Raw genomic sequence first — 25,416 nt, 5'->3', positions numbered from 1 at the left:
GCGTGCGAGCGTCCGAACAACGGTGCGGTCGGTCGAACCCAGTTCAGTGCACCGACAGCGGCCGGGCGCATTCTTCGGCCGCCCGGCCGCGTCATCAGCATTCGTTCATGAACCTTTCGAGAATCGGGCCGATCATGGCCAGTGCGTACGGGTGGGTCAACTCGAGGTGACGTGCGTCGATGACCGTATTGTGAATGTCGCCTGTGATGTGGGGTTGCCACGTCTGTGCGACAGCGTCGTGGTCGACGCGGTCTTTTCCTGCGGTGAAGAAGACCAGGTCTCCGTCGAAAACTCCCGGCCGGTAAGCGTCGGCGATGCCGCTCGCGGTCTCGAAGCTCTCCATCATCCGATCGGTCTGTTCGGCGGTGAACATTCCGGTTCCGGTCAGCTGGTCACGGATGACGGCCCACGCTTGCTCGTGGGTGTCCACTTCCACCTCGTCGCCGAGGTCGAACAGCTCCCGCCAGCCGCCGAGCAGGTCTGCCATCAGTTGTCCCGGCGCGGCCTCGTCCGCAGTGGTGATCGTCGAGGCGACCCGCAACTCCGATGAGCCAGCAGCGCTGTCCATCATGGCCAGCATGCCGACCTGCTCACCATCGCGCTGGAGCAGTATCGCCATGGCATGCGCGATTGCACCGCCCAACGACCATCCGAGCAGGTGATACGGTCCGGCCGGCTGTACTCGGCGAATCTCGGCCACATAGCGTTCGGCCAGTTCGTCCACGGATTCCGCACGAAGTTCGCCCGCCACAACGTGAGGATCCTGCAAGCCATAGATCGGCCGATCCGTGTGCAGATGTTCGGCCACGCCGCCGTAGAACCACGCCAACCCGCCTGCGGGGTGCACACCGAATACCGCAGGCTTCGTTCCGTTCGCACGCAACGGAAGCAACACTTGCAGCCCGGAGACGCCCTCGGCCTCATCTGCCCTGCGCGCCAGCGCCTTCGGTGTCGCATCGTCGAACATCCATGGCAATGCGATCGTCACACCGCGGGCACGCAGTTCGGTCACCACCATTGTGGCCAGCAGCGAATTGCCGCCCAGATCGAAGAACCCATCCGACACCCCGACCCGCTGGACTCCCAGGACCTGCGCGTAAACGTCGCTGATCAGCTTCTCCGTATGGGTCCGCGGCGCGACGAACTCATGTGCTGATACGTCGAAATCGGGAGCAGGCAGTGCCTTTCGATCGAGCTTGCCGGTGACCGTCAACGGCAGTTCGGGCAATACCATCACCGCCGAGGGCACCATGTAGCTCGTCAGCACCTGAGCAGCGGCCTCTCGCACCTCATCCGGATCGATCTGCTGCCCATCGATACCCACGACGTAACCGATCAACTGATCGACGCCCCGCTCGTGGCGGTGCACCGCCGCGGCGGCCCTTATCACGCACGGATGCCGCAGCAGCGCCGACTCGACCTCACCCATCTCGATCCGGAAACCGCGCAACTGCACCTGCGCGTCGGCACGGCCGACGTACACCAACTCCAGCCCGCTCGCGGATTTCCGCCACCGGCCAACATCTCCTGACCGATACAACCGGGCGCCATCCGGATCGAACGGGTTCGCCACGAATCGGCCCGCCGTCAACGCCGGAGCTCCCAGGTAGCCACGCGCGAGTTGCCCACCGGCCACATAGATCTCCCCGGCGACGCCGATCGGCACCGGGTGCAGCCGGTCGTCGAGCACATACACCCGCAACCCCGGTAGCGGCGATCCGATCTGGGTCACGCCCGCCTGATCGATCTCGGAGAACGTCACATGCACAGTCGTCTCGGTGATCCCGTACATGTTGACCAATCGCGGCGATCCCGGCCGGTGCGCGTCAAACCAGCCGGTCAACCGCGACGCGTCCAATGCCTCGCCGCCGAAAACGACATATCGCAAAGCGAGATCACCTGCGCAACAACCGGATTCCCGGTACGCGCGCTCCGCATCGGCGAACCCGTAGAACGCCGACGGGGTCTGGCTCAACACCGTCACGCTCTCCCGCGCCACGATGTCCACGAACGCCTCCGGCGACCTCGAGGTGTCGTAGTCGACAACGACCAGCCTGCCACCGGACAGCAATGCGCCCCAGATCTCCCACACCGTGAAATCGAAGGCGTACGAATGGAACATCGTCCACACGTCGTCGGGACCGACGTCGAATCGTTCGGCCGCGTTGGTGAACAGTGTGACCACTTCCCGATGGCTGACGGTCACCCCCTTGGGGCGTCCCGTCGAGCCCGAGGTATAGATCACGTAGGCGACGTTGTCCGGCCGCACGCCCGACACCACCGGACCGGAACTGCCCGCGCCGGCGTCCACACAATCCTCGACGAGCACCACCGGCGCCGCGTACTCCGGTACCGCCGACACCAGGTCGGCCGACGTCAACACGGCTGCCGGAGCTGCGTCGTCGAGCATGAACCGCAATCGCTGCGGCGGATACGCCACATCCAGCGGCAGATACCCCGCGCCCGCTCGGATCACTCCGAGCAGGCCGACAATCAGTTCGATCGACCGTGACAACGCCACTGCCACCAGCGATTCCGGCCCCACACTGTGCTCGGTCAGCCGAGCGGCCACCAGGGCGGAGCGCCGATCCAGCTCCGCGTAGGTCAGCTGCGAGGCACCATCGGTCACCGCGACCGCATCCGGCTGTGCGAGCGCCCTGGCGGCGAACAGCTCCGCGAGCGTCACATCCGCGACCGTGACGCCGTCGTCCCCGGCCGCGTCCAGCAACGCGCGCCGCTGCACAGGATCCAGAATGTCGATATCGCCGACAACGGTTCCCGGATTCGCGGTCACCTCCTCCAGAATCCGCACGTACGCATGCGCGAACCGACCCATCGTCTCTTCGACGAAGATGTCGCTGGCGAAGGTGAGCCGCCCCGCCATGCCATCCGGACGGCCTCGATCACCGAACTGCTCGACCAGCTTCATGCTCAAGTCCGCCTGCGCCTGCTCGAAGCCGTTCTCCATCGGCTCGATGCGCAGCCCCGGCAGCTCCAACGCGGCCTTGCTCAGGTTCTGGACGTCGAGCGTCACCTGGTACAGCGGAAGATGCGCGGTCGACCGGGGCGGATTCATCGCTTCCACGACTTGCTCGAAGGGAACATCCGCATGCGCGAACGCCGCCAGGTCCGCGTCACGAGTCGCGGCGAGCAATTCGGCGAATGGCTGTCGGGTCCGCACCCGTGACCGCAACACGAGCGTATTGACGAACATGCCGATCAGATCATCGAGCTCACGTTCGCCGCGGCCGGCCACTGGGGTGCCGACCGCGATGTCGTCGACGCCGGCCAACTTGGACAGCAGGACGGTCAACGCGGCGTGCAGGACCATGAAGACTGTCGCGTTCGCGGCGCGCGCGACGGCAACAATCCGGGCGTGCAGTTGCGCGGGAAGCTCGAAATCGACGGCGCGGCCGCGCATGGACGCTACCAGTGGCCGGGGCAGGTCGGTCGGCAACTCGAGCAGCTCAGGCAGCCCGTTGAGGGTGTCTTTCCAGAATCGCAACTGCCGGGATACGACCGAGTCCGGGTCGTCCGCCGAGCCGAGCACCTCCCGTTGCCACAGCGCGTAGTCCGCGTACTGGACCGGTAAGACCGGCCACATCGGTTCTGTCCCTTGCCTACTCGCCTCGTACGCCAGTGCCACATCCCGCGCGAGCGGCATCATCGACTGGCCGTCGGCGCAGATGTGGTGCACGCAGACGACCAGGACGTGGTCCCGGTCATCGACAGCGAACAATTCGATACGCACCGGGGGTGCCTGTCTCACATCGAAACCTGTCGAGACTACGGCGATCGCTCGTTGCAGCAAATGCTTTTCGTCGACCCTGACCGGAGTCAGTGCGGGTGCGACCTCGTCGACAGCGACCGCAACCTGATACGGCTGTTGGTTGGCCATCGGGAACTTGGTCCGCAGCGACTCGTGCCGGTCGATGACCAGTTCACACGCGTGCCGCAGCGCATCGATGTCGAGTTCTCCCCGCAGCCGGATCACCAGCGGGATGTTGTAAGCACCGATCGTGGTGTCGAACTGATTGAGGAACCACATCCGCTGCTGCGCCGGTGACAGCGGTACGAGCCCGAGCCGGGACTGCGGTGTCAACGGTATCCGGGAATTCCGGTCGAAAGTAGCCAGGCGGGCGGCAAGTTCGGCGACCATGGGTGCCTCGAACAGGTCTCGAACGCCGATGCGAACTCCGAGTGCCGAACTCAGTTGCGCAGTGACCCGTGTCGCCGACAGCGAATCGCCGCCGAGGTCGAAGAAGCTACCCGCGGCCCCTACCCTGTCGACGCCCAAGACGTTGCCGAACACTTCCGCGATACACCGCTCGGCGTCGGTGCTTGGAGCGACCCATTCCCGGCCACTGCCGAATTCTGGCGTCGGCAGCGCCCGGCGATCGAGCTTGCCGGTCGTGGTGAGCGGCAGTTCGGAGAGCATCGTAATCGCATCGGGCACCATGTGCGCGGGCAGTTGCAACCGGGCTCCGGCCCGGACATCGTTCGGATCCACCTCCTCGTTGGTAACGAGGTAGCCGACCAACCTGTCGATGTCACGCTCGTCCTTTCGCAGCACGACAACCGCGTGTTCAATCCCGGGATGCCCGGCAAGGACGGTTTCGATCTCACCGAGTTCGATACGTTGTCCTCGGATCTTGACCTGGAAATCGCGGCGTCCGATGTATTCCAGGGAGTGCTCGGGTGTCCAGCGGGCCAGGTCGCCGGTGCGGTACATGCGCGAACCCGCCCTACCGAACGGACTCGCCACGAACGCGCCCGCTGTGGCCGCCGCCCGGTTCACATATCCTCGCGCCAGTTGCACGCCTGCGAGGTACAACTCCCCCACCACTCCGACCGGCACGGGCCGCATCCACGCATCCAAGACGACAGCCTCGACACCACGGATCGGACCGCCGATCGTCACCGCACCACCGAGATACAGCGGATCGCTGATTCCGGCCAAGATCGTGGATTCCGTTGGACCGTACCCATTCAGCAGGGTCCGGCCCGGCGCCCACGTCGCGACCGTTTCGGGCGTCACCGTCTCCCCACCGGCCATCAGCACGCGCAGCGAGTCCAAGCCGACCGGCGACATCGTGGCGAGCACGCTCGGCGTGATGAACGCGTGCGAGATACACTGTGCCCCAATAAATTCCGCCAACTCTTCACCGGCGAACACGGTCGGCGGCGACACTATCAGCGCGGCGCCGTTCGTGTGAGCAAGCAGCACCTCGAGCACCATCACATCGAAACCCGGAGCGGCAGCGTGCAGCACTCGCGACCCGCTGTCCACGCCGAAATGGATACGTTGCACCGCCGCGAAATTCGCCATCCCCTCGTGGGTGACCTCGACACCCTTCGGTGCCCCGGTCGAGCCGGAGGTGTAGAGCACGTACGCCGTGTCACGGATATGCGGCGTGCGCGCGCGATCCGCGTCGGCCACGGCGGCCGACGATCGTGATGCGATCGACTCCGCGGTATCCGGTTCATCGAGGACCAGCAGTCGCATCATGTCGGGAAGCAGATCCCGCGATGCCGTGACGGTGACCGCGACCTGTACATCGGATTCAGCCACCATGTGCGCGACGCGTTCGGCCGGATTCCGAGTATCGAGCGGCACGAACGCCGCGCCCACCTTGGTCACCGCCCACAGGCCGACCACGAACTCCACCGACCGCGCCATTGCCAACGCGACCTGATCACCCGGGCTTACACCCCAACCGATCAACTCACGCGCCACCTGATTCGACCAGGCATCCAACTCGGCGTAGGACACCGTGCGCTCACCAGAAACCAACGCCGCCGCATCAGGATTCACGACCACGCCTGCGGACAGCAACTGCGACAGCAGGCGCGGCGCCTCGGCGCTGCCACCCGAAGCAGGCACCAACTCGCACCGCTCGTGCGCGGACAACAGCTCAACCGCGCCGAGCCGCGCGTGCGGATCGGTCATGACCGCGCACAGCACAGTTTCGAGGCGGGCGGCGAGACCCGCCGCCGTCTCGTCGTCGATACGGGCCCGCTGGTAGCGGATTCTGACGTGCAACTTGTCGGTGTGGTGTGCCTGAACGGTGATCGGGTAGTGCGCGGCGTCACGGCCTTCTGCCGAGACCACCCGCATACCGTCGATGTCGGCATCACCCAGGCCGCTGCTGTCGACCGGATACGACTCGAAGACGACCAACGTATCGAACAACTGGGCAGCGCCAGCGGCCGACATGATCTGCGACAGTTCGACGTAATGATGGTCGAGCAGACGAGTATTGTCCGCCTGCAGTCGATTCAGCGCGTCCTCGATGGTCAGGTCCCGGCGGACATCGACGGCGACCGGAATCGTGTTGATGAACAGGCCGATCATCGACTCGACGCCCGCCAGTTCGGCAGGGCGGCCGGAGACGGTGCTACCGAAGGCCACACGTTCGACGCCGAGCAGGTTCCCCAGTACCAACGCCCAGGCGAACTGCATGATCGTCGCCATCGTCACCCCTCGTTCCCGGGCAAATTCCACCAACCTGGCCGTCGTGGCGCGATCGAGAACGATCGGCAGATCGACCGGGATATCCGTCGTCGCCGCCGCGTGGGGATCGGCGACCAGCGTGGGCTCGGAAATATTCCGCAGCACGTCCCGCCACACCTCGACGCTGGTAGAGCGGTCGCGCCGGTCCAGCCATTCCAGATAGTCGCGGTACAAGGCCACGGGGGGCAACAGGACCGGCTGTGCGCCCACCGCGTACAAGCCGATCAGCTCACGCCACAGCAGCGGCAACGACCAGCCGTCCAGCAGGAGGTGGTGCGCCGTCAGCACCAGCCGGAAGTCTTGCGGCGCTACGGCAACGATCAGGAACCGCAGCAGCGGCGGATCCGCGGGATCGAAGGTGACAGCCCGCTCGGCTGCGATCAGCTCATCCAGTTCCATTGTGCTGTCGGTCAGATCGATTCTGCGCCAGTACACGGCGGTGTCGGCGGGAACAACCTGCGCGGGAACGCCGTCGGTCGTTCGGGTGAATGCGGCCCGCAGGTTGGGATACCGCTCGAGCAAGGCGTTCGCGGAACGCTCGAGCCGGTTCTCGTCGACAACGCCGGCAAGGGCGACTACCGATTGCGCTGTGTAGACGTCGAGTTCGCCCGCGGCGAGTTCGGCGTGGAACAGCAGCCCCTCCTGGAGCGGCGCCAGCGACCATACGTCGGTCAGCGGTCCGTACCGGTCGGCGAACGCGTCCAGGTCGGGCTGCGTGAGGTCGACGAGCGGAACGTCTGCTCGGGACAGTCCCCAGTCATTGTTCGCGCGGGCCGCCATCGCGATCCCGGTCACGGCGTCGATCCATTCGTCGACGAGTTCGGCCACGTCATCGTGGTCGAGCAAGCGCGAGGCGTAGCCGACGTGCGCCGACAGCTGAGGTCCGGCCTCGGCGTCCACGATATTCACATCGATCGTGATAGCCGCTGCCGCAGGCATGTCCGGATCGAATGCGGCCCGTCTATCGAACTCCTCGTCGGTCGGAATCCACGCGACGTCCGACAATGTCGTGAGATCGACGCCGACGCGGCCGAGATTATTGAAACTGATCTGCGGCGGCGGCGACGCTGCGAGCCGCTCGGCCGTGTCGGTGTTCAGATAGCGCAGCAGGCCGTAACCGATTCCCTTGTCCGGGATGTCGCGCAGCTGGTCTTTCACAGACTTCACCACCGCGCGCGGGTCCGCGTCCTCGATCCCGCTCAGGTCGAGCGCAACCGGATACGCGTTGGTGAACCAACCCACGGTGCGTGAGACGTCTGCTCCCGCGGCAATCTGCTCCTCACGCCCATGGCCCTCCAGCAGGACTTTCATGCCCTCGTGAGCGAGGCCGCGCCGCCTGCGCCAGCGTGCCACCGCCACGGCCAGACCGGCCAGCAACGCATCGTCGACACCGCCGCGAACGGCTTCGGGCACCGCGTCGAGTAACACCGAGGTGACCTCCGCCGGGATGGACACCGCCAGCTGCCGCACAGTCGACTGGATGTCGAGGGCGGGATCCAATGCCGCACGGCCGAGCAGCGGATCGGCAGCCGCACTCATCCGATGCCACAGCTCGAACTCACCAGCGCGATCCGTGGCAGCGGCGGCCAACGCGTGCGCCCACCGACGCATGGACGTGCCCTGTGCGGGCAACTCCACCAGTTGCCCCTGCGTGATCTGCTGCCAGGCAGCCACGAAATCGGGAACCAGGATCCGCCACGACACCCCGTCGACAGCCAGGTGATGGATCACGATGAGGGCACGGGCATCGGCATCGACGCCCGGTTCGGGAAGCAGGCACACGACTTGCAGCATCCGGCCCTCGGCCGGATCCAGACCGTCGGATGCCTCGGCCAATGCCGCTTCCACCACGGCGGTGAAACCGTCGCTGCCCGGAGCCTCGTCCGCACGGAATGTGCGGGTCAGCACCGAACCCGCGGCATCGGCCGCGCTTTCGGGCAGCACCTCCAGCCGTCGTTCGCGCAGCCTCGAGCGCAACATGTCGTGCCGGTCGAGCACCGCCCGCACAGTCGAGGTCACGTCGTCGACTCGCGCGTCACGCGGCAACCGCACCAGCATCGACTGGGCGAATCGATCAGCGACCCCGATTCGGTCGGCGAACCAGGACACAATCGGCGTCAACGGGATTTCGCCCACACCGCCCCCGGGCAGCTCCTCGAGCGACACCCGTTCGGAAGCCGCGGCCACCAGTGCCAACCCGCGAACGGTCCTGCGCTCGAAAATATCCCGAGCTGTCACGACGACACCCGCGGATTTCAGTCGGGATGCCAACTGGATCGACATGATGGAATCACCGCCGAGCGCGAAGAACGAGGTTGTCGCGCCGACCGACGTTATCCCGAGTACGTCCGCGAAGACCGCGGCGATGGTGCGTTCCAGGTCGGTCGATGCCGCGACGGCATCATCTCCGACGGTTTCGAAGACGGGCTCCGGCAGCGCTTTCCGATCCACCTTGCCGGTCGAGGCGAGCGGCATGTGATCGAGCACCGTCAGCGTCGACGGCATCATGTGCGCGGGCAATACGGCAGCGACATGATCGAGCACGGTGCTCGGTTCGACGACCGTTCCGAGCTCCGGCACGATGTACGCGGCGAGCGTAGGTTGCCCGCCGGGTCTGCTACGACTCACGGTCACAGCGGAGGCCACCCTGGGATGCGCGAGCAGCGCGGCGTCGATCTCGCCGAGTTCGATGCGCTGGCCACGAATCTTGACCTGGAAATCGATGCGGCCGATGTATTCCAGTGCGCCCTGCGCGGTCCAGCGGACGATATCGCCGGTGCGATACATCCGCGAACCCGGTTCACCGTATGGATTCGCCACGAACGCGCCCGCCGTCGCCGCAGGTCGATTCAGGTACCCGCGTGCCAGCTGAGCACCCGAAAGGTACAGCTCTCCCGCTACTCCGGCCGGCACCGGCCGCAACCGCGCGTCCAGGACCACGGCCTGCGCACCACGGATCGGACCGCCGATCGTGATCACGTCGGTGGGCTGCACCGGGTCACTTATCGTGACCACGATCGTCGTCTCTGTCGGACCGTAGATGTTGTGCAACCGCCGGCCCGGCGCCCAGGCAGCAACCACATCCGTAGCCACCATCTCACCGCCGACCGCCAGCATCCGCACCGAATCGAGACCGGCAGGCGACATCGTCGCCAACACACTCGGTGTCAGGAACGCGTGGGACACCTGATGCGCCCTGATCAACGCGGCCAGATCCGGGCCGCCGAACACCTCCGGTGGCGACACGACCAACGACGCGCAAGCCGCGTGCGCCATCAATGCCTCGAGCAGGACCGCATCGAAGGCGGGCGCCGCCACTTGCAGCACCCGCGACGTGCTATCCACCCGATAACGATCACGCTGCTCGGCCGCGAAGCCCGCCAACCCCTCATGCGTGACGGCAACCCCCTTCGGCGTTCCCGTCGACCCGGACGTATAGACCACATACGCCGCATCCTGAATCTGCAAGGCGCGTGGGCGATCCGCGTCCGTGATCGCGTGGCCGGGGTGCGAGGCGATTTCGGCGGCCGAACGCGGATCGTCGAGCACCAGCCATCGGACACCGCCCGGCAACGACGTGCGAGCGGCCGTGAGCGTGATCCCGACTTCGACACCGGAATCATTCACCATGTGCGCGATCCGCTCCATGGGATACCGCAAATCCACCGGGACGAATGTGGCGCCGGTCTTCGCTATCGCCCACATCGCGATGTGATAGTCGACCGACCGTGGCACGGCGAGAGCGATGAACACTCCCGGTCCGACACCCTGGACGAGCAGGTGACCGGCGAGCTGGTTGGACCGACGGTCGAGCTCCCCGTAGGTGAGGGACTCGCTGTCACCGATCAGGGCAATCGCAGATGGGTCTGCTGCCACGGCCGACGCCAGCAGAACGGGCAGCAGGCACGGGGGTGTGGTGTCGCCGCCCCGTGCCGGGAGCAGGTGTTCTGTCTCCTCAGCGCTCAGCAGCCCGATGTCGCCTACCGGCCGGGTCGGATCGGAGGTGACTGCTTCGAGGACCTGAATAAACCTCTCGGCGAGCGCTTCGGCGGTCGATTCGACGAACAGGTCTGTGGCGTAGATGATCTCGCCGTCGATACCGGCAGGCCGATCGCCATCGAGGCGTTCGGTCAGCAGCACTGTGAGGTCGGTCTGGGCCTGCGCGATGCCGGGGTCGAGGAGTTCGACACCGATACCGGGCAGCTCGAATCGCGCCGCGCGCGTGTTCTGCAACCCGAACATCACCTGGTACAGCGGCGTATACGCCGTCGAGCGAGGACGAGCGAGGACATCGACCAGCCGTTCATAGGGCAGATCCGCGTGTGCGAGCGCCTCCAGGTCGACGCCGCGTACCTCCTCCAACAGGTCCCGGAACGACCGGTCGTCGCGAACCCGGGTGCGCAACACCACGGTGTTGACGAACATGCCGACCAGATCGTCCAGGGCCCGCCTGCCGCGACCGGCGACTGGGGTTCCGATCGAGATGTCCTCGCTGTGCGCGGTGCGAGCCAGCAGGATCGCCAACGCCGCGTGCAGCACGACGAACACGGTGACGCCCTCACGGTGTGCCAGCCGCACGATGTCGTCGTGCAGCCGCGTCGACATGCCGAAGCGAACGTTGCCACCGTTCATCGACATCGTGGCGGGCCGAGACCGATCAGTTGGCAGGTCGAGCAGTTCCGGGGCATCGCCGAGGACCTCGCTCCAGTACGCGATCTGCCGCGCGATCACCGACGCCGGATCGTCCTCGGAGCCGAGCATCTCCTGCTGCCATATCGCGTAGTCGGCATACTGGACTTCCAGCGGTTCCCACTGCGGCGCTCGACCATCCACCCGCGCTCGGTAGGCAGCGAACACATCGCGGGCGAGCGGCGCCATCGACGAGCCGTCGGCCGCAATGTGATGGAACACGAGCACCATCACATGATCGTCGGTGCCGATATTTGCCAGCAATGCCCGGACGGGCGCCGATTCCGCGATATCGAAACCCGTCCCGACGGCCCGCTGGATCCGGTCGGCCAGCTCTGTCTCGTCGACGACCGGCTCCGGATCCAACACCATCTCCGCGGCTATCGACGCGACATCCTGCACGACCTGACACGGTTCACCGTCGAGCGCGGGATACACCGTCCGCAACGGCTCATGCCGGGTCAACACGTCGAGGAACGCCGCTCGCAACGCGTCGACATCCAATGGGCCGGTCAACCGGGCCGCGAAACAGATGTTGTATGCCGCCGAGGCCGTGTCGAACTGGTTGAGAAACCATATGCGTCGTTGAGCCGCCGCCAACGGGACGGCTGCGGGGCGTGGTCGCGGCACGAGCGGAATCACCGTAGAACGGGTACGCGTCGCGATCCGTTCGGCCAATCCGGCAATCGTCGGTTCGTCGAAAATGTCACGGATGCCGACCTCGACACCGAAGGCTGCCTCGGCCCGCGCCGCGATCTGCGCAGCCGAGAGCGAGTTGACACCGATCTCGAACACGTTCGCCATCACGCTCACCTGGTCGGCGCTCGTGAGGTCGGCGACAATTCTCGCAAGCGCCGCCTCGCGATCGGTTCGAGGCGAGATAAATTCCTCGCCGTCGTCGAACACCGGCTGCGGCAACGCGGCTCGGTCGAGCTTGCCGTTCGCGGTGAGCGGCATCGAATCGAGCACCTGGACACCGGCCGGAACCAGGTACGACGGCAGCGAGCGAGTGAGCTGATCGCGAATCGCACGGCCGTCGGTCACCGCACCCGGCACAAGCGTCACGTATCCGACGACTCGTCCCGCCGTCACGACGGCCACAGCCCGCGCGACTTGCGCAAGCGCAAGCAGCGCCGCTCGGATGTCCCCCAGTTCCACCCGCTGACCGCGCACCTTCACCTGGAAGTCACTGCGGCCCAAGAACTCCAGCTCCCCGGTATTCGTCCATCGAACCAGGTCGCCGGTGCGATACAGTCGCTGACCCGCCGCACCGAAAGGGTGCGCGACGAAACGGCCGCACGTGAGGTCGGCGCGCGCGTGATATCCGCGCGCCAGCTGGACGCCCGATACGTACAGTTCGCCGACGACACCGATCGGCACCGGTCGCAACCGCGAGTCCAGCACGTAGACCTCCATGCCAGAGGCCGGCGTACCGATCGGGACCGTCGCATGGGTTGTCACGCCTGGCAGGCACCGCGCAGCCGTGACGACCTCGGCCTCCGCCGGTCCGTACCAGTTCACCAGATCCGCATTCACGAACACGCGCGCCGCAGCGTCGACAGTGCCCTGCGCCAGCGCCTCACCCGCGACAAATACCCGCCGGATCGACGGCAGCTGTGCGGCGCCCGTGGATTCGAGGAGAACATCGAGCATCGACGGGACGCAGTGGACCGTGGTGACCTGATGACGTGCGATGGCGCCTGCCATGTACACCGTGTCGCGGTGCCCATCGGGTTCAGCGACGACGATGTTCGCACCGGTCTGTAGCGGCCAGAACAACTCCCACACCGCGATGTCGAAGGTGATCGGTGTCTTGTACAGCACCGTGTCGGACGCGTCGTGTGGCCACTGCTGCTGTGCCCACGCCAACTGGCTCACGGTCGCGGCATGGGTCAGGGCCACCCCCTTGGGCATGCCGGTGGAGCCGGAGGTGAACAGGATGTAGGCCACGTTGTCCGGCCGCAGCGGTGCGCGCCGCTCGGTGTCGGTGATCGGGGCATCGGGCACACCGGCCAGATCCACGCGATCGACGCGCGCGGATTCGAATCCATCCGGCAGTTGGTCGCCGTCCGCGGATGTCGTGAGCACCACCAGCGGCTGCGCCGCATTCAGCACGCTGGCGATCCGCGCGCCCGGATGATCCGGATCGATCGGAAGGAACGCGGCGCCCGACTTGGCCACCGCGTACAGCGCTGTAACGAGCTCAGCTGACCGTCGGATAGCCACCGCCACAACGGTTTCCGGCCCCGCACCGCGAGCGATGAGCCATCGGGCCAGGCGGTTGACGCGGGCGTCGAAATCCCGGTAGGTCCAACCGTTCCCCGCTGGAAGGCGGATCGCCAGAGCGTCCGGGGTGCGTGCGACCTGTTCGTCGAAGGCATCGACAAGGGTCCGGCCCGTCGCGAGGGCGCCGCCGGTGTCGTTCCATTGCTCCAGCAGCCGGTGCCGCTCTGTGGCGTCGAGCAGCTCGATCCTGTCAATGGTCGAGCCGGCGTCGGACGTGGCGGCGTCGAGGACGCGCGTGAATTGTTCGACGAAACGCCGTACGGAGTCCTCGTCGAACAGGTCCGTGGCATACGTCAGGCGCAGCGTCATGCCGGTCGGCTCGTTGTGCTTGCCGTGTTCCTCGGTCATCATGAGCAGCAGGTCGTAGATCGCGGCACTGTCGCCCGGGTCAACGTTCTCGACGGCGAGACCTGGAAGTTCGACGCGTGCTTGCATCATGTTCTGAAAGGCGAGCATGACCTGGAACAGCGGTGTGTGCGCTGTGGACCGCGCGGGATTGAGTGTCTCCACCAGCTGCTCGAACGGGACGGTGCTGTGGTCGAATGCCTCGAGGTCGGTGCGCCGCACCTGATTCAGCAGGCTGAAGAATGTCTGATCGGGTGTGACCCGGGTGCGCATCACCAAGGTGTTGACGAACATCCCGACGAGGTTGTCGAGTGATCGGTGGCCGCGGCCGGCGTGTGGCACGCCGATGGTGATGTCGTCGCTGCCGGACAATCTCGACAGCAATACCGCCAGGGCCGTGTGCACAACCATGAACGTCGTCGCCCCGGCTTGCCGCGCCAGCGCCTCGACGCGGCCCTGCAGCTCACCCGGGATCGTCACGTGGATGACCGCGCCGCGTTGTGTCTGCACCAGTGGCCGCGGCCGATCGGTCGGCAGCTCGATCAGGTCGGGCATGCCCGCGAGTTGGGTTCGCCAGTAACCGATGTCGCGGCTCACCGACGAGTCCGGGTCGTCCGTCGAGCCGAGGACCTCGCGCTGCCAAATGGCGTAGTCGGCGAACTGCACTGTCAGCGGCGCCCAGTCCGGCGGGTTCCCGCTGGACCGCGCTTGATAGGCCGTGACGATATCGGTGGCCAGCGGCGCCACCGAATAACCGTCGCAACTGATGTGGTGCACGGCCAACGCCACCGTCCAGATCGTGTCCGATTGCTGGTACAGCGCGATGCGCAGCGGCACACCCTTCGACACATCGAATCCGATGCTCGAGAATTCGGCCAACCGGCGTGACAGCTCGCGCACACCGATCGGCTGCGGCGTGAGATCGTACCTCGCGACGACATCGGCCGCGTCCAGCACGACCTGAGTGGGCGTACCGTCGACTGCCGGATACACGGTGCGCAAGCTCTCGTGCCGCTCGAAGACATCACCGACTGCCGCTGCCAGCGCATCGACATCGAGGGCACCTTCGAGCCGAATCGCAAGCGGCACAACGTATCCGGCCGAATCGGTATCGAACTGGTTGAGGAACCACATCCGGGCCTGTGCCTGCGAGAGCGGAAGGCGATCCGGCCGCGGTTTCCGAGTCGGCACGGGAAGATTCGGCACCGCACGCAACTGCGAGATGCGCTCGGCCAGGTCGGCGACAGTGGGCGCCTCGAAGATCACTCGTACCGGTATGGACACATCGACGACGTCGCCGATACGGCTCAGCGCGCGAGTCGCGGTAAGCGAGTTTCCGCCCAGGTCGAAGAAGTTGTCGTCCGCGCCGATCTCGGGCAGGCCGAAAAGTTCGCCGAAAACCCCGGCGATGGTCTGCTCGACGAGCCCCTGCGGCGCCCGGTACTCGGACTCGTAGGCGCTCGGATCCGGCACAGGCAACGCTCTGTAGTCGACCTTGCCGTTCGCAGTGAGCGGGATCGAGTCGATCCGGACCACCGGTGACGGCACCATGTAGGCGGGCAGTCGTTGCAGCAGAAAGCCCCGAATCTCCTTGGCATCGAGCGCTTCTCCGGCCACCACATAGGCGATCAAGCGCTGCTCACCGCGGTCGGTGCGGACCTGCGCGACGGCCGCGCTCACCTGCTCGTTGGCGAGCAACGCGGCTTCGATGTCGCCGAGTTCGATACGCAGGCCGCGAACCTTCACCTGCGAGTCGGCGCGGCCGACATATCGGATGCCTCCGTCCCTATCCCAGCGCACCAGGTCGCCGGTGCGATACAGGCGAGAACCGTCCGCACCGCCGAAGGGGTCGGCGATGAACGTCGCCGCCGTCGGACCGGGACATTCGTGGTACCCCCGGGCCAGCTGGACACCGCCCAGATACAGCTCACCCGTCACCCCGACGGGAACAGGGTGCAGCCGCGAATCCAACACGTGGACAACCACATTCGCCTCGGGGACACCGATCGGCACCGCGACGCCGTCGACCGCGTCGATCCGGTGGGCGGTCACGCTGACCGCTGCCTCGGTCGGCCCGTACAGGTTGTCGATGCGCGCATCACTGAGATCTCGGAACCTGCGGACAGTTTCAGCCGGGAGCGCCTCGCCGATGCACAGCACACGACGGAGGTCCAGGAGTTCGCGAGTGGCGGCCACCTCGACGAATGCCGAGAGCAAGGACGGTACGAAATCCACGGTGGTCACCCGATGCTCTGCCATCAGCCGGACCACGGCCTCGGGGTCACTGTGTGCGTCGGGACCCGCGACAACCAATGATGCGCCACAGATCAACGCGGAGAACAGCTCCCAGACCGACAGGTCGAATGTGACCGGCGTCCGCAGCAGCATGACATCGTCGCCGCCGAGCCGATAGTGATCCCGCATCCACCGGAGTTGATTCACCACCGCGGCGTGCGGAATCGCCACGCCCTTCGGCACACCCGTCGAGCCGGAGGTATAGATGACATACGCCAGATCGTCCGGATGCAGCGGCCGGCTCCGATCGGCGTCCGTCACCGTCGACGGATCTGGGTGCTCGGCGTCGAGCTCCTCGAGCAACCACACCGGCACGCCGTCGGGCAAACTCGCCTTGTCGACCGGACGAGTGAGGACCGCACTCGGCTGCGCGGCATCGAGGACGGCGCGCACGCGGTCGACCGGATGATCCGGATCCAGGGGCAGGTAGGCCGCGCCCGCCGCATGGATCGCGTACAGCGTGGTCACCAGATCGACGGAGCGCCGCATCGCTACCGCCACAATGCTTTCCGGGCCGACCCCACGCCCGATCAGCACTCGGGCCAGCGAATTCACCCGCGCCGCGAACTCGCGGTAAGTGAGCCGACCGCCGTTCTGGGCGTCGAGCACCGCTGTGTGCTCGGGCGTCGCCGCTGCCTGCGCTGCGAACAAGTCCGCGATCGTCGAGCTCGATGCCTGCGCCGACGGCCCCGTCGAATGCACGGTCAGCTCGTGTGCCTCGGGTGCGGTCAGCAGCTCGATGTCACCGACGGCGCGGGTGGGATCGGCAACGGCCGCGCGCAGCAGCAGCAGGTAACGGTCGAACATCGAGGTGATCGTCACCTCGTCGAACAGATCTGTGGCGTAACCGAATTCGACTGCCATGTCGCCCGGTTCGCCGCCCGTATCCAGCGCGTCGACGAGATTCAGATGCAGGTCGTATTTGGCCACGCTCGGGTCGGCCAGGTGGGCCGACACCGTCAGGCCCTCGAACGTCACCGTGGGAATCTCGATGTTCTGGAAGGAGAATCCCACCTGCGTCAACGGTGCGTGTGCGGTAGTACGCGGCGGATTCAGCACCTCGACGAGGCGCTCGAATGGAATGTCGGCGTTCTCGAACGCTGCCAGATCGGTGGCCCGGACTTGGTCCAGAACGCGGATGAAGGAGGCGTCGGGCTCGATCTGCGACCTCAGGACCAGCGTGTTGACGAACATTCCGATCAGGCCGTCGAGCCCGGGTTCGCCGCGACCGGCGATCGGCGTGCCGACCGCGATGTCACCGGTTCCCGACAGCCGCGCGAGCAGCACCACGAATGCCGCGTGCATCACCATGAAGACCGTCGCATCGTGACGACGGGCCAGCGCGGCCACGTCACGATGGATATCGGCAGGCAGTGTCGCCGACACTGTCGCGCCGCGGAAAGACTGCTTCACCGGCCGCGGACGGTCGGTGGGCAAGTCGAGCACCTCGGGCAGGTCGGCGAGAGCCGCCAGCCAATACCCGGTCTGAGCGACAGTCGGGCTGTGCGGGTCGTTCTCGGTGCCGAGCAACTTTCGTTGCCACAATGCGTAATCCGCGTATTGCACCGGCAACGGCGCCCATTGCGGCGGCTGCTGCCGAGCGCTGGCCTGGTAGGCGGTCATCAGGTCTGCGGCGAGCGGTGCGAGCGACGACCCGTCGATGCTGATGTGATGGACGACGAGAACCAGCGTGTGGTCGTCGGGTGCGCTGCGCAGTAATGTGATCCGGAACGGAACCTCGGATGTGACGTCGAATCCGACTGCCACTTCGGCGGCGATGCGGGCCTCGACGTCGCTGTCCGCGACGGCGACCGGGGCCAGCCTGGGCAAGGCCGCTTCCACCGAGACGATCATTTGGTGCGGTCCGCTGTCGCTGTCCGGGTATACGGTCCGGAGTGATTCATGTCGGTCGAGCACATCCGCGATCGCCGCGTGCATGGTGACCACGTCGAGATTTCCGGACATACGTACGATCAGCGGAACGTTGTACAGCGGCGAGCTTGTGTCGAATTGATTGAGGAACCACATCCGGGCTTGTGCGGGCGACAGCGGGATCCGGTCCGGGCGCTCTTGCGGCACAAGCGGTTCTCGTTCTACCGCGTCGGCGGTCCGAAGACTCTTCGCCAACGCCGCGGTGGTCGGCGCCTCGAATATCGCACGCAGCGGAACATCGACGCCGAATGCGCCGCTCAGTCGCGCTGCCACCCGGGTAGCCGACAGCGAGTTGCCGCCGAGATCGAAGAAGCTGTCGAGGACGCCGACTCTCTCGATTCCCAGAACACCCGCGTAGACCTCTGCGACAACCTGCTCGGCCACGTCGCGCGGCGCGACGAACTCGGTGGTGGTGATAGCAAACACCGGTTTCGGCAACGCCGCACGATCGACCTTGCCCACCGACGACAGCGGCAGCGTGTCGAGCACCATCACCGTGTCCGGAACCATGTGCGACGGCAGGCGCTGAGCGGCGTATTCCAACAGCTCCGCATTGTCGATGGCGCCGTTCGCCGGCGTCACGTAGGCGGCCAGTCTCGATCCGCCGTCCATCGCTACGCCCACTGTCACCGCTGCCGCCACATCGGGGTGTCCGGCGAGGACGGCTTCGATTTCGCCGAGTTCGATGCGTTGACCGCGGATTTTGACTTGGAAGTCGGTGCGTCCGAGGTATTCGAGGTTTGCCTCGGGCGTCCACCGCGCCAGATCACCGGTGCGGTACATGCGGGTACCCGGGGGACCGTACGGATTGGCCACGAATGTGGCGGCGGTGACGACAGGCCGGTTGAGATATCCGCGGGCCAGTTGCACGCCCGAAACGTACAACTCTCCCGTCACTCCGAACGGCAGCGGGCGCAGCCAGGCATCCAGCACGAGGGCCTCGACGCCACGGATCGGGCCACCGATTGTGACCGGATCACCGGTATGCAGCGGGTCGCTGATCGCGACCATGATCGTGGTCTCGGTCGGTCCGTATCCATTGAACAACTCTCGGCCCGGCGCCCACACCGCCACGGTTTCCGGTAACACCGCTTCGCCACCGGCTATCAACACCCGCAACGAATCCAATCCGGCAGGCGACATCGTCGCCAACACGCTGGGCGTCACGAACGCGTGCGACACCTCATGTGTCCGAATCAGTTTCGCCAACTCCACGCCGGCGAACACCTCTGGTGGCGAGACCACCAGTACCGCACCATTGGCATGTGCGAGCAACAGCTCCAGCGCCACCGCGTCGAAACCCGGTGCGGCTACCTGCAACACCCGTGACCGCGAATCGGCCCGGTAACGTTCACGCTGCTCGGCCGCGAAATTCGCCAACCCTTGATGCGTGACCGCCACACCCTTCGGCGTCCCCGTCGACCCCGAGGTGTAGATCACATACGCCGTATCGGCGACACGACAAGTACGCACCCGATCCGCATCCGTCACAACCGCAGCCGATCGCGACATAACCGACATCTCGGTGTCCGGATCATCGAGAACCAACAAACACACCTCAACAGGAAGCAAGCCCCGCGACGCCTCGACCGTAATCGCGACCCGCACAGCGGAATCCGCGACCATATGCGCGACCCGCTCGACCGGATTCCGCGGATCGACCGGCACAAACGCGGCGCCCGCCTTCGCCACCGCCCACACCCCCACCACGAACTCCACCGACCGCGCCATCACCAACGCGACCTGCTCCCCCGGACCCACACCCCAACCGATCAACTCACGCGCAACACGATTCGACCACTCATCCAGCTGCGCGTAGGACACCACCCGCTCACCCGACACCACCGCCACCGCAGCCGGATCCTCCATCACGCCGGCAGACAACAACTCCGCCAGCACCCGCGGCACCTCGGCACTACCACCCGAGGCCGGCACCAACTCCACCTGCTCGACCTTCGACAACAACTCCACACCACCCACGCGCACCTGTGGGTCCGACACGAACGCATCGAGGATCCGATTCAATCGCGCGGCAAGCTCCTCGATCGTCCCCCGGTCGAACAGGTCGGTCGCGTAATTGATCCGCAATGCGACATCGCCGCCCGCGGCCGAGCTTTCGGCGACGGTGACGATGATGTCCACCTTTGCCGGTTCCGGCCCCGAATCCAGGATCTCGACGGTGAGGTCGGGCAGTTCCAAACTCGCACGGTCCATGTTCTCGAAGGCGAGATAGACCTGGCACAGCGGTGCGTACGCCATCGACCGTGCCGGATCGAGTTCCTCGACGACGCGTTCGTACGGCAGGTCGCTGTGGTCGAAGGCATCGACATCGATGTCTTTGACTCGGCCGAGGAATGCGGTGAACGATTCGTCGTAACGCACCTCGGTGCGCAGCGGCACAGTGTTGACGAACATGCCGATGAGCGGCTCGAGCGCGCGCTCGCCCCGACCCGCGACCGGCGTGCCGATGGTGATGTCCGAGGAGCCCGACAGCCGGGCGAGCAGCACGGCCAGCGCGGCATGGACGACCATGAATGTCGTGACGTTCGACGCGCGAGCCAACCGCTCGATCCTGGCAAAGTTCTCAGCCGGGATCACCGTGTCGACAACGTCGCCGCGCATGGACTGGCGGGCAGGACGGGGACGGTCGGCGGGAAGCTCCAACACCGGCGCCATCCCCGCCAATTGCTCTGCCCAGTAACTCAACTGGCGCGCGGCCAGCGAGTTCGGATCATTCTCGTCGCCGAGCAGCCCGCGGTGCCAGATGCTGTAGTCGGCGTACTGCACCGTCAATGGTTGCCAGTCCGGAATCTTTCCTTCCGACCTCGCCCCGTAGGCGTCTGCCACATCGGCCGCGAGTGGCCGAAGCGACGAACCGTCACAGCAGATGTGGTGCAGGACAAGGACCAGTACATGGCATCGGCGGTCGGCGGTCGCAAGCAGCGCGATCCGGATCGGCGGACATTCGCGCACGTCGGTCCCGATCGACGCCAGCTCGCGAATCCGGTTCACTATGTCGCTGGGTTCGGTTGGCCTCGGGGTCAGATCGAGATCGGCAACAACCTGCTCTGCCGACAGAATGACCTGCGTCCCTTCACCATCCACGGATGGATAGAAGGTGCGCAGCGACTCGTGCCGCTCGATCACGTCGGTCAGCGACGCACGCAGTGCCACGGCGTCGAGACGTCCGGTCATCCGCACCACCAGCGGAATGTTGTATGCCGCGGACGTCGGGTCGGCCTGATTGACCAGCCACATCCTGGTCTGCGCCGGCGACAACGGGATGGGCTCGGTCCGACGCACCGCGCGCGGCACCGGTCGGCGGGGGCGGTGCCCGTCTTCGATATGCGCGGCGAGTTCGGCGACGGTCGGTTTACCGAACAGATCGCGCACCGACACGTCGCATCGGGTCACCTCGGCGACGCGCACGGCGGCGCTGGTCGCGGTGAGCGAATTGCCACCGAGTTCGAAGAAGCTGTCCAACACGCCTACCCGCTCAGTGCCGAGCACCTCGGCGAAGACGTCTGCGATCGACTCCTCGACAACCGTGCGGGGCGCAACGTAGGCCGCGGCCGAATCGAATACCGGCTCTGGCAACGCCCGGAGGTCCACTTTGCCGTTGACTGTCAACGGCAACGCCGCCAACACGACTATGCCCGCCGGGACCATGTATTCCGGCAGGAGCGCACCGACGTGTGTACGAAGGGCGTCGGCCTCGCAGATGGCGTCGCTGGCGAGCACGACGTAGCCGACGAGCCGAGCCGCTTCCGTGTCGGGCAGATGCACGACGACGACCGCCGCCGAGACAGCGCTATGGGTCAACAGCGCGTTGCGGATCTCGTCCAGCTCGATCCGGAACCCGCGCAACTGCACCTGTTGGTCGGCTCGGCCGCGGTATTCCAACTCGCCCTTGTGATTCCATCGTGCGACGTCGCCGCTGCGATACAGGCGCTCGCCCGACTTCCCGAACGGATCGGCGACGAAGCGGCCCGCGGTCAACGCAGGTCGGTTGAGATAGCCGCGGGCGAGTTGGGCTCCGGAGACGTAGAGCTCGCCCCACGCTCCCAGCGGAACCGGACGCAACCGCTCGTCGAGGACATACGTCCGCAAACCCGGCAACGCCGGGCCGATCGTGCTCGGCGCACCCGGCACCGCGATGCTCGGTGTCAGGCCGAGGTAGGTGACGAAGACCGTGGTTTCGGTGATCCCGTAGCTGTTGACCAGCACGGGCAGGTTCGGGTTGTGTTCATACCAGTCCGCCAGCGCCGCCGGGTGGAGAGCCTCGCCCGAGAGAATGACCAGTCGAAGGGAAAGCTCGCTGTGCGGCGAAGTTGTGGTCGCGTACCGCTGTTGCTCGGCCGCGAACTGGAAGAACGCCGACGGCGTCTGGTTGAAGACGGTCACCTTCTCACGTGCGGCCAGTCGCACGACTTCGTCTGGCGAACGCGTGGTGAGGCTGTCCACGACGACGACACGGCCACCGGTAACCAGTGCGCCGAATATTTCCCACACCGAGTAGTCGAACGCGATCGAGTGGAAGAACGTCCATACGTCCTCGGAACGGACTCCGATCTCGGCACACGCGTTCACCAAGTAGGTGGCGACGGCGCGATGGCTTATCGACACGCCCTTCGGTCTGCCGGTCGATCCGGACGTGTAGATGACATAGGCGACGTGGTCGGAGCACAGTGGGCCCCTCCGATCGGCATCGGTGATCGGATCCGAGGCATCATCGCGGGCAGCACGGGGAACGTCGTCGAACAGCACGACACGGCCGGGATCGCCCGGCACCTGCTCGCGCATGCTCCGGTTCGTCACGACAACGATCGGATCGGCATCGCGCAGTACGTATTCGAGCCGCTCGGTCGGGTGGGCTACGTCCAACGGCAGATACCCGGCGCCCGACTTCAGCACGGCCAGCAGAACGACGATCAGATCGGCATCCCGTGGCATCGCGATGGCCACCAGTGATTCCGGCCCCGCACCGAGGGCGATAAGCCTGCGCGCGAACCAGTTGGACAGCTCGTCGAGCTCGCGGTACGTGAGGGTGGTCTCGCCCGACGTGACGGCCACCGCGGACGGCGTCGCAGCAGCCTGTCGCGCCAGCAGATCCACCAGTGTCGCGCAGGGCGATTCGCCGTCGCGGCCCGCGAGTTCCCCGACGATTCGCAGCTCCTCGGCGGGGTCGACGAGCGGGATGTCGACAACAGGGGTGCCGGGAGGCGAATCAATCAGCCGATGCAGGAACTCGACGAACCGGTGGGTGTGCGATTCGACTTCATCCTGGTCATACAGGTTCGCGTTGCCGTGCAGTTCGATGAGCAGCGGCGCATTGGTCCCGGAACGGTACAAGTTGAGCTGCAGGTCGTCGAGCACTCCCGAGGTCAGCGCGCGGTATCGGCCAACGGCTGACCCGAGGCGAATCTCGGAGTCGAAAAACAGGATGTTGACGATCGGGCCGAACGAGTTCGCGGCCGCGTCCAGCGCGTTCGAGTCGCGGCGCAGATCCTCGAATCTGTAGAGCTGGTGCCGCATCGCCGAGACGAGTTCGGACACCGACGCGCCGACCAACTCTTCCACGGTGGTCGTCGCGTCGACGGCGAATCGAATCGGCACCATGTTCGCCAACATCGCGGCGGCATTGCGCAGCCGCACTGTCACTCGCCCGCTGACCGGCATCGACAACACCACACTGTCGGTGCGTGTCATCCGGGCGAGGAACGCGGCGAATGCGGCGATCACCACCTGCGCGGGCGAGGCTCCCAGGTTGTCGGCGAAGCGATCGAGCATGTCGGACAACCGCGACGGAAGCTGCCGGCCGGCTACGCGGTCGTTTTCGCTCCACCGCGCGGTGCGACCGGACAGACTCGACGGCGCCGGAAGATCGGCAACCTTGTCGAGCCAGTACGCCTTGTCGGTCTCGAACCGCGAGCTGGCGCGATAAGCGCGCTCCGCCTCGACGATGTCGTGCAACTTGGCCGCCACCAACCGTGCGGGCGGCCGGTTTTCGAGGATGGCGTTGTAGTGCTCGGCGATTCGGGTGATGACGTTGAACGCGCCGTAACCGTCGATCACGAGATGATGAGCGCGCCCGTACCAGAGATACCGGTCTTCGCCGAGTCGGATGAGCCGCGTCGCGGTGAGCCGGTCACGGCTCATGTCGACAGCCTTGATGTTGTAGTCGCGGCGCATCCATTCCATCGCCGCGGCGAACGGATCATCCTCATCACTGACATCCAGCACGGGCTCGTCGTAGATGATGCTGCGGTCGACGAATTGATATGGGCGACCGTCGGACTCGATCACCCGTACCACCAGAGACTCGGTGTCCAGCGCGGCGCTGTTCACCGCCTGAGCGAACACATCCGCGTCTATCGGGCCTTCGATCTCGACGTACTGCGCGATGTTGACAGGCGGGCCGCCGGGCATGCTGTCCGCGAACCACATACCGTACTGCGCCCTGGAGAGCGGAATCAGACCCAGATCGCCATCGGCAGTTCCTGCTGACTCGAGATTCATCCTTGACCCCTCACTCAACTCGGAGGTACTGAAACAGTGCAGAACTACGCCGCTCTGCCCGTGTCCGGCATTTGCCGTTATTTGCACTTCATCTAGGTCGAAGCGGCGCGTACCCCTGCTCTCGAACGCACCGATCATGTGCAGCTGTGGCTCGCTCTGTCCGCGCCCGGAATCCAAACCGTGCGCTGACCGGCCCCTACGGCGACTACCAATCTCCGATTGGCCGATGTTTCTCAACATGTCAAGATCTGAAATGCAGCGCTTTTGAACATGCAACTGAACGCCCGGATGCAGGACGATCAGTTATCTTTCGATCTCGGCCCGAGGGAAGCAGTCGCGACGAGCGCGCTCGATACTGTCACATCGACGCAGATCACGTCCGCAAAATCACCTGCTGTCGAAGCGAATCGGCACACACTACGTGAATCGAACACAGCGCTGACGCGCAGGGGCATCCCCCGGCTCGGGGTCGGAACCGACGGCAGATCGGGCGCAGCCCAAAGGTCGCCGCCGCCGACCGCTTCGGCGGCTTCGTCGCACTCGCGGACCCGCTCAGCCGCTATCAGCAAGGGCCAGGCAATAACACGGCAGCGGCACACGCCATCCGAATAAGGAACTCTGGATAGTGTTTTAGACAAATATCCGAGAAATTCACGCTTTCAAATCTACGGCAACGCGATCGATATCAGCGACGACACACTATTAAATCGCCGAATTGCGGCGGCGTACACGGTGCTCGCCTGACTCAGCGCAGCAACGACAATCAGCACATACGCCGGCTGCCGGTCTGTATGTGGCACCGCGGGCGCGGCGAAATGTCGATCGCCCAGCCTATA

Annotated in this window: 1 protein-coding gene; it reads right to left on the bottom strand. The window is 65.7% G+C overall.

Features of this window, described 5'->3' with window-relative positions:
* Positions 1-94: 94 nt before the first annotated feature.
* Positions 95-24,580 (bottom strand): non-ribosomal peptide synthetase, encoded by a 24,486-nt coding sequence (locus tag LKE06_RS07045; protein WP_227997809.1) that lies wholly within the window; start codon positions 24,578-24,580, stop codon positions 95-97.
* Positions 24,581-25,416: the final 836 nt, after the last annotated feature.

This window comes from Nocardia australiensis, assembly GCF_020733705.1.
GTDB classification, from domain to species: Bacteria; Actinomycetota; Actinomycetes; order Mycobacteriales; family Mycobacteriaceae; genus Nocardia; species Nocardia australiensis.
This window is presented reverse-complemented; position numbering and strand designations above follow the sequence as displayed.

What these genes read in the sequence shown, in the direction of transcription:
- LKE06_RS07045 (WP_227997809.1), bottom strand. Translation starts at nt 24,580, where the DNA reads ATGAATCTCGAGTCAGCAGGAACTGCCGATGGCGATCTGGGTCTGATT.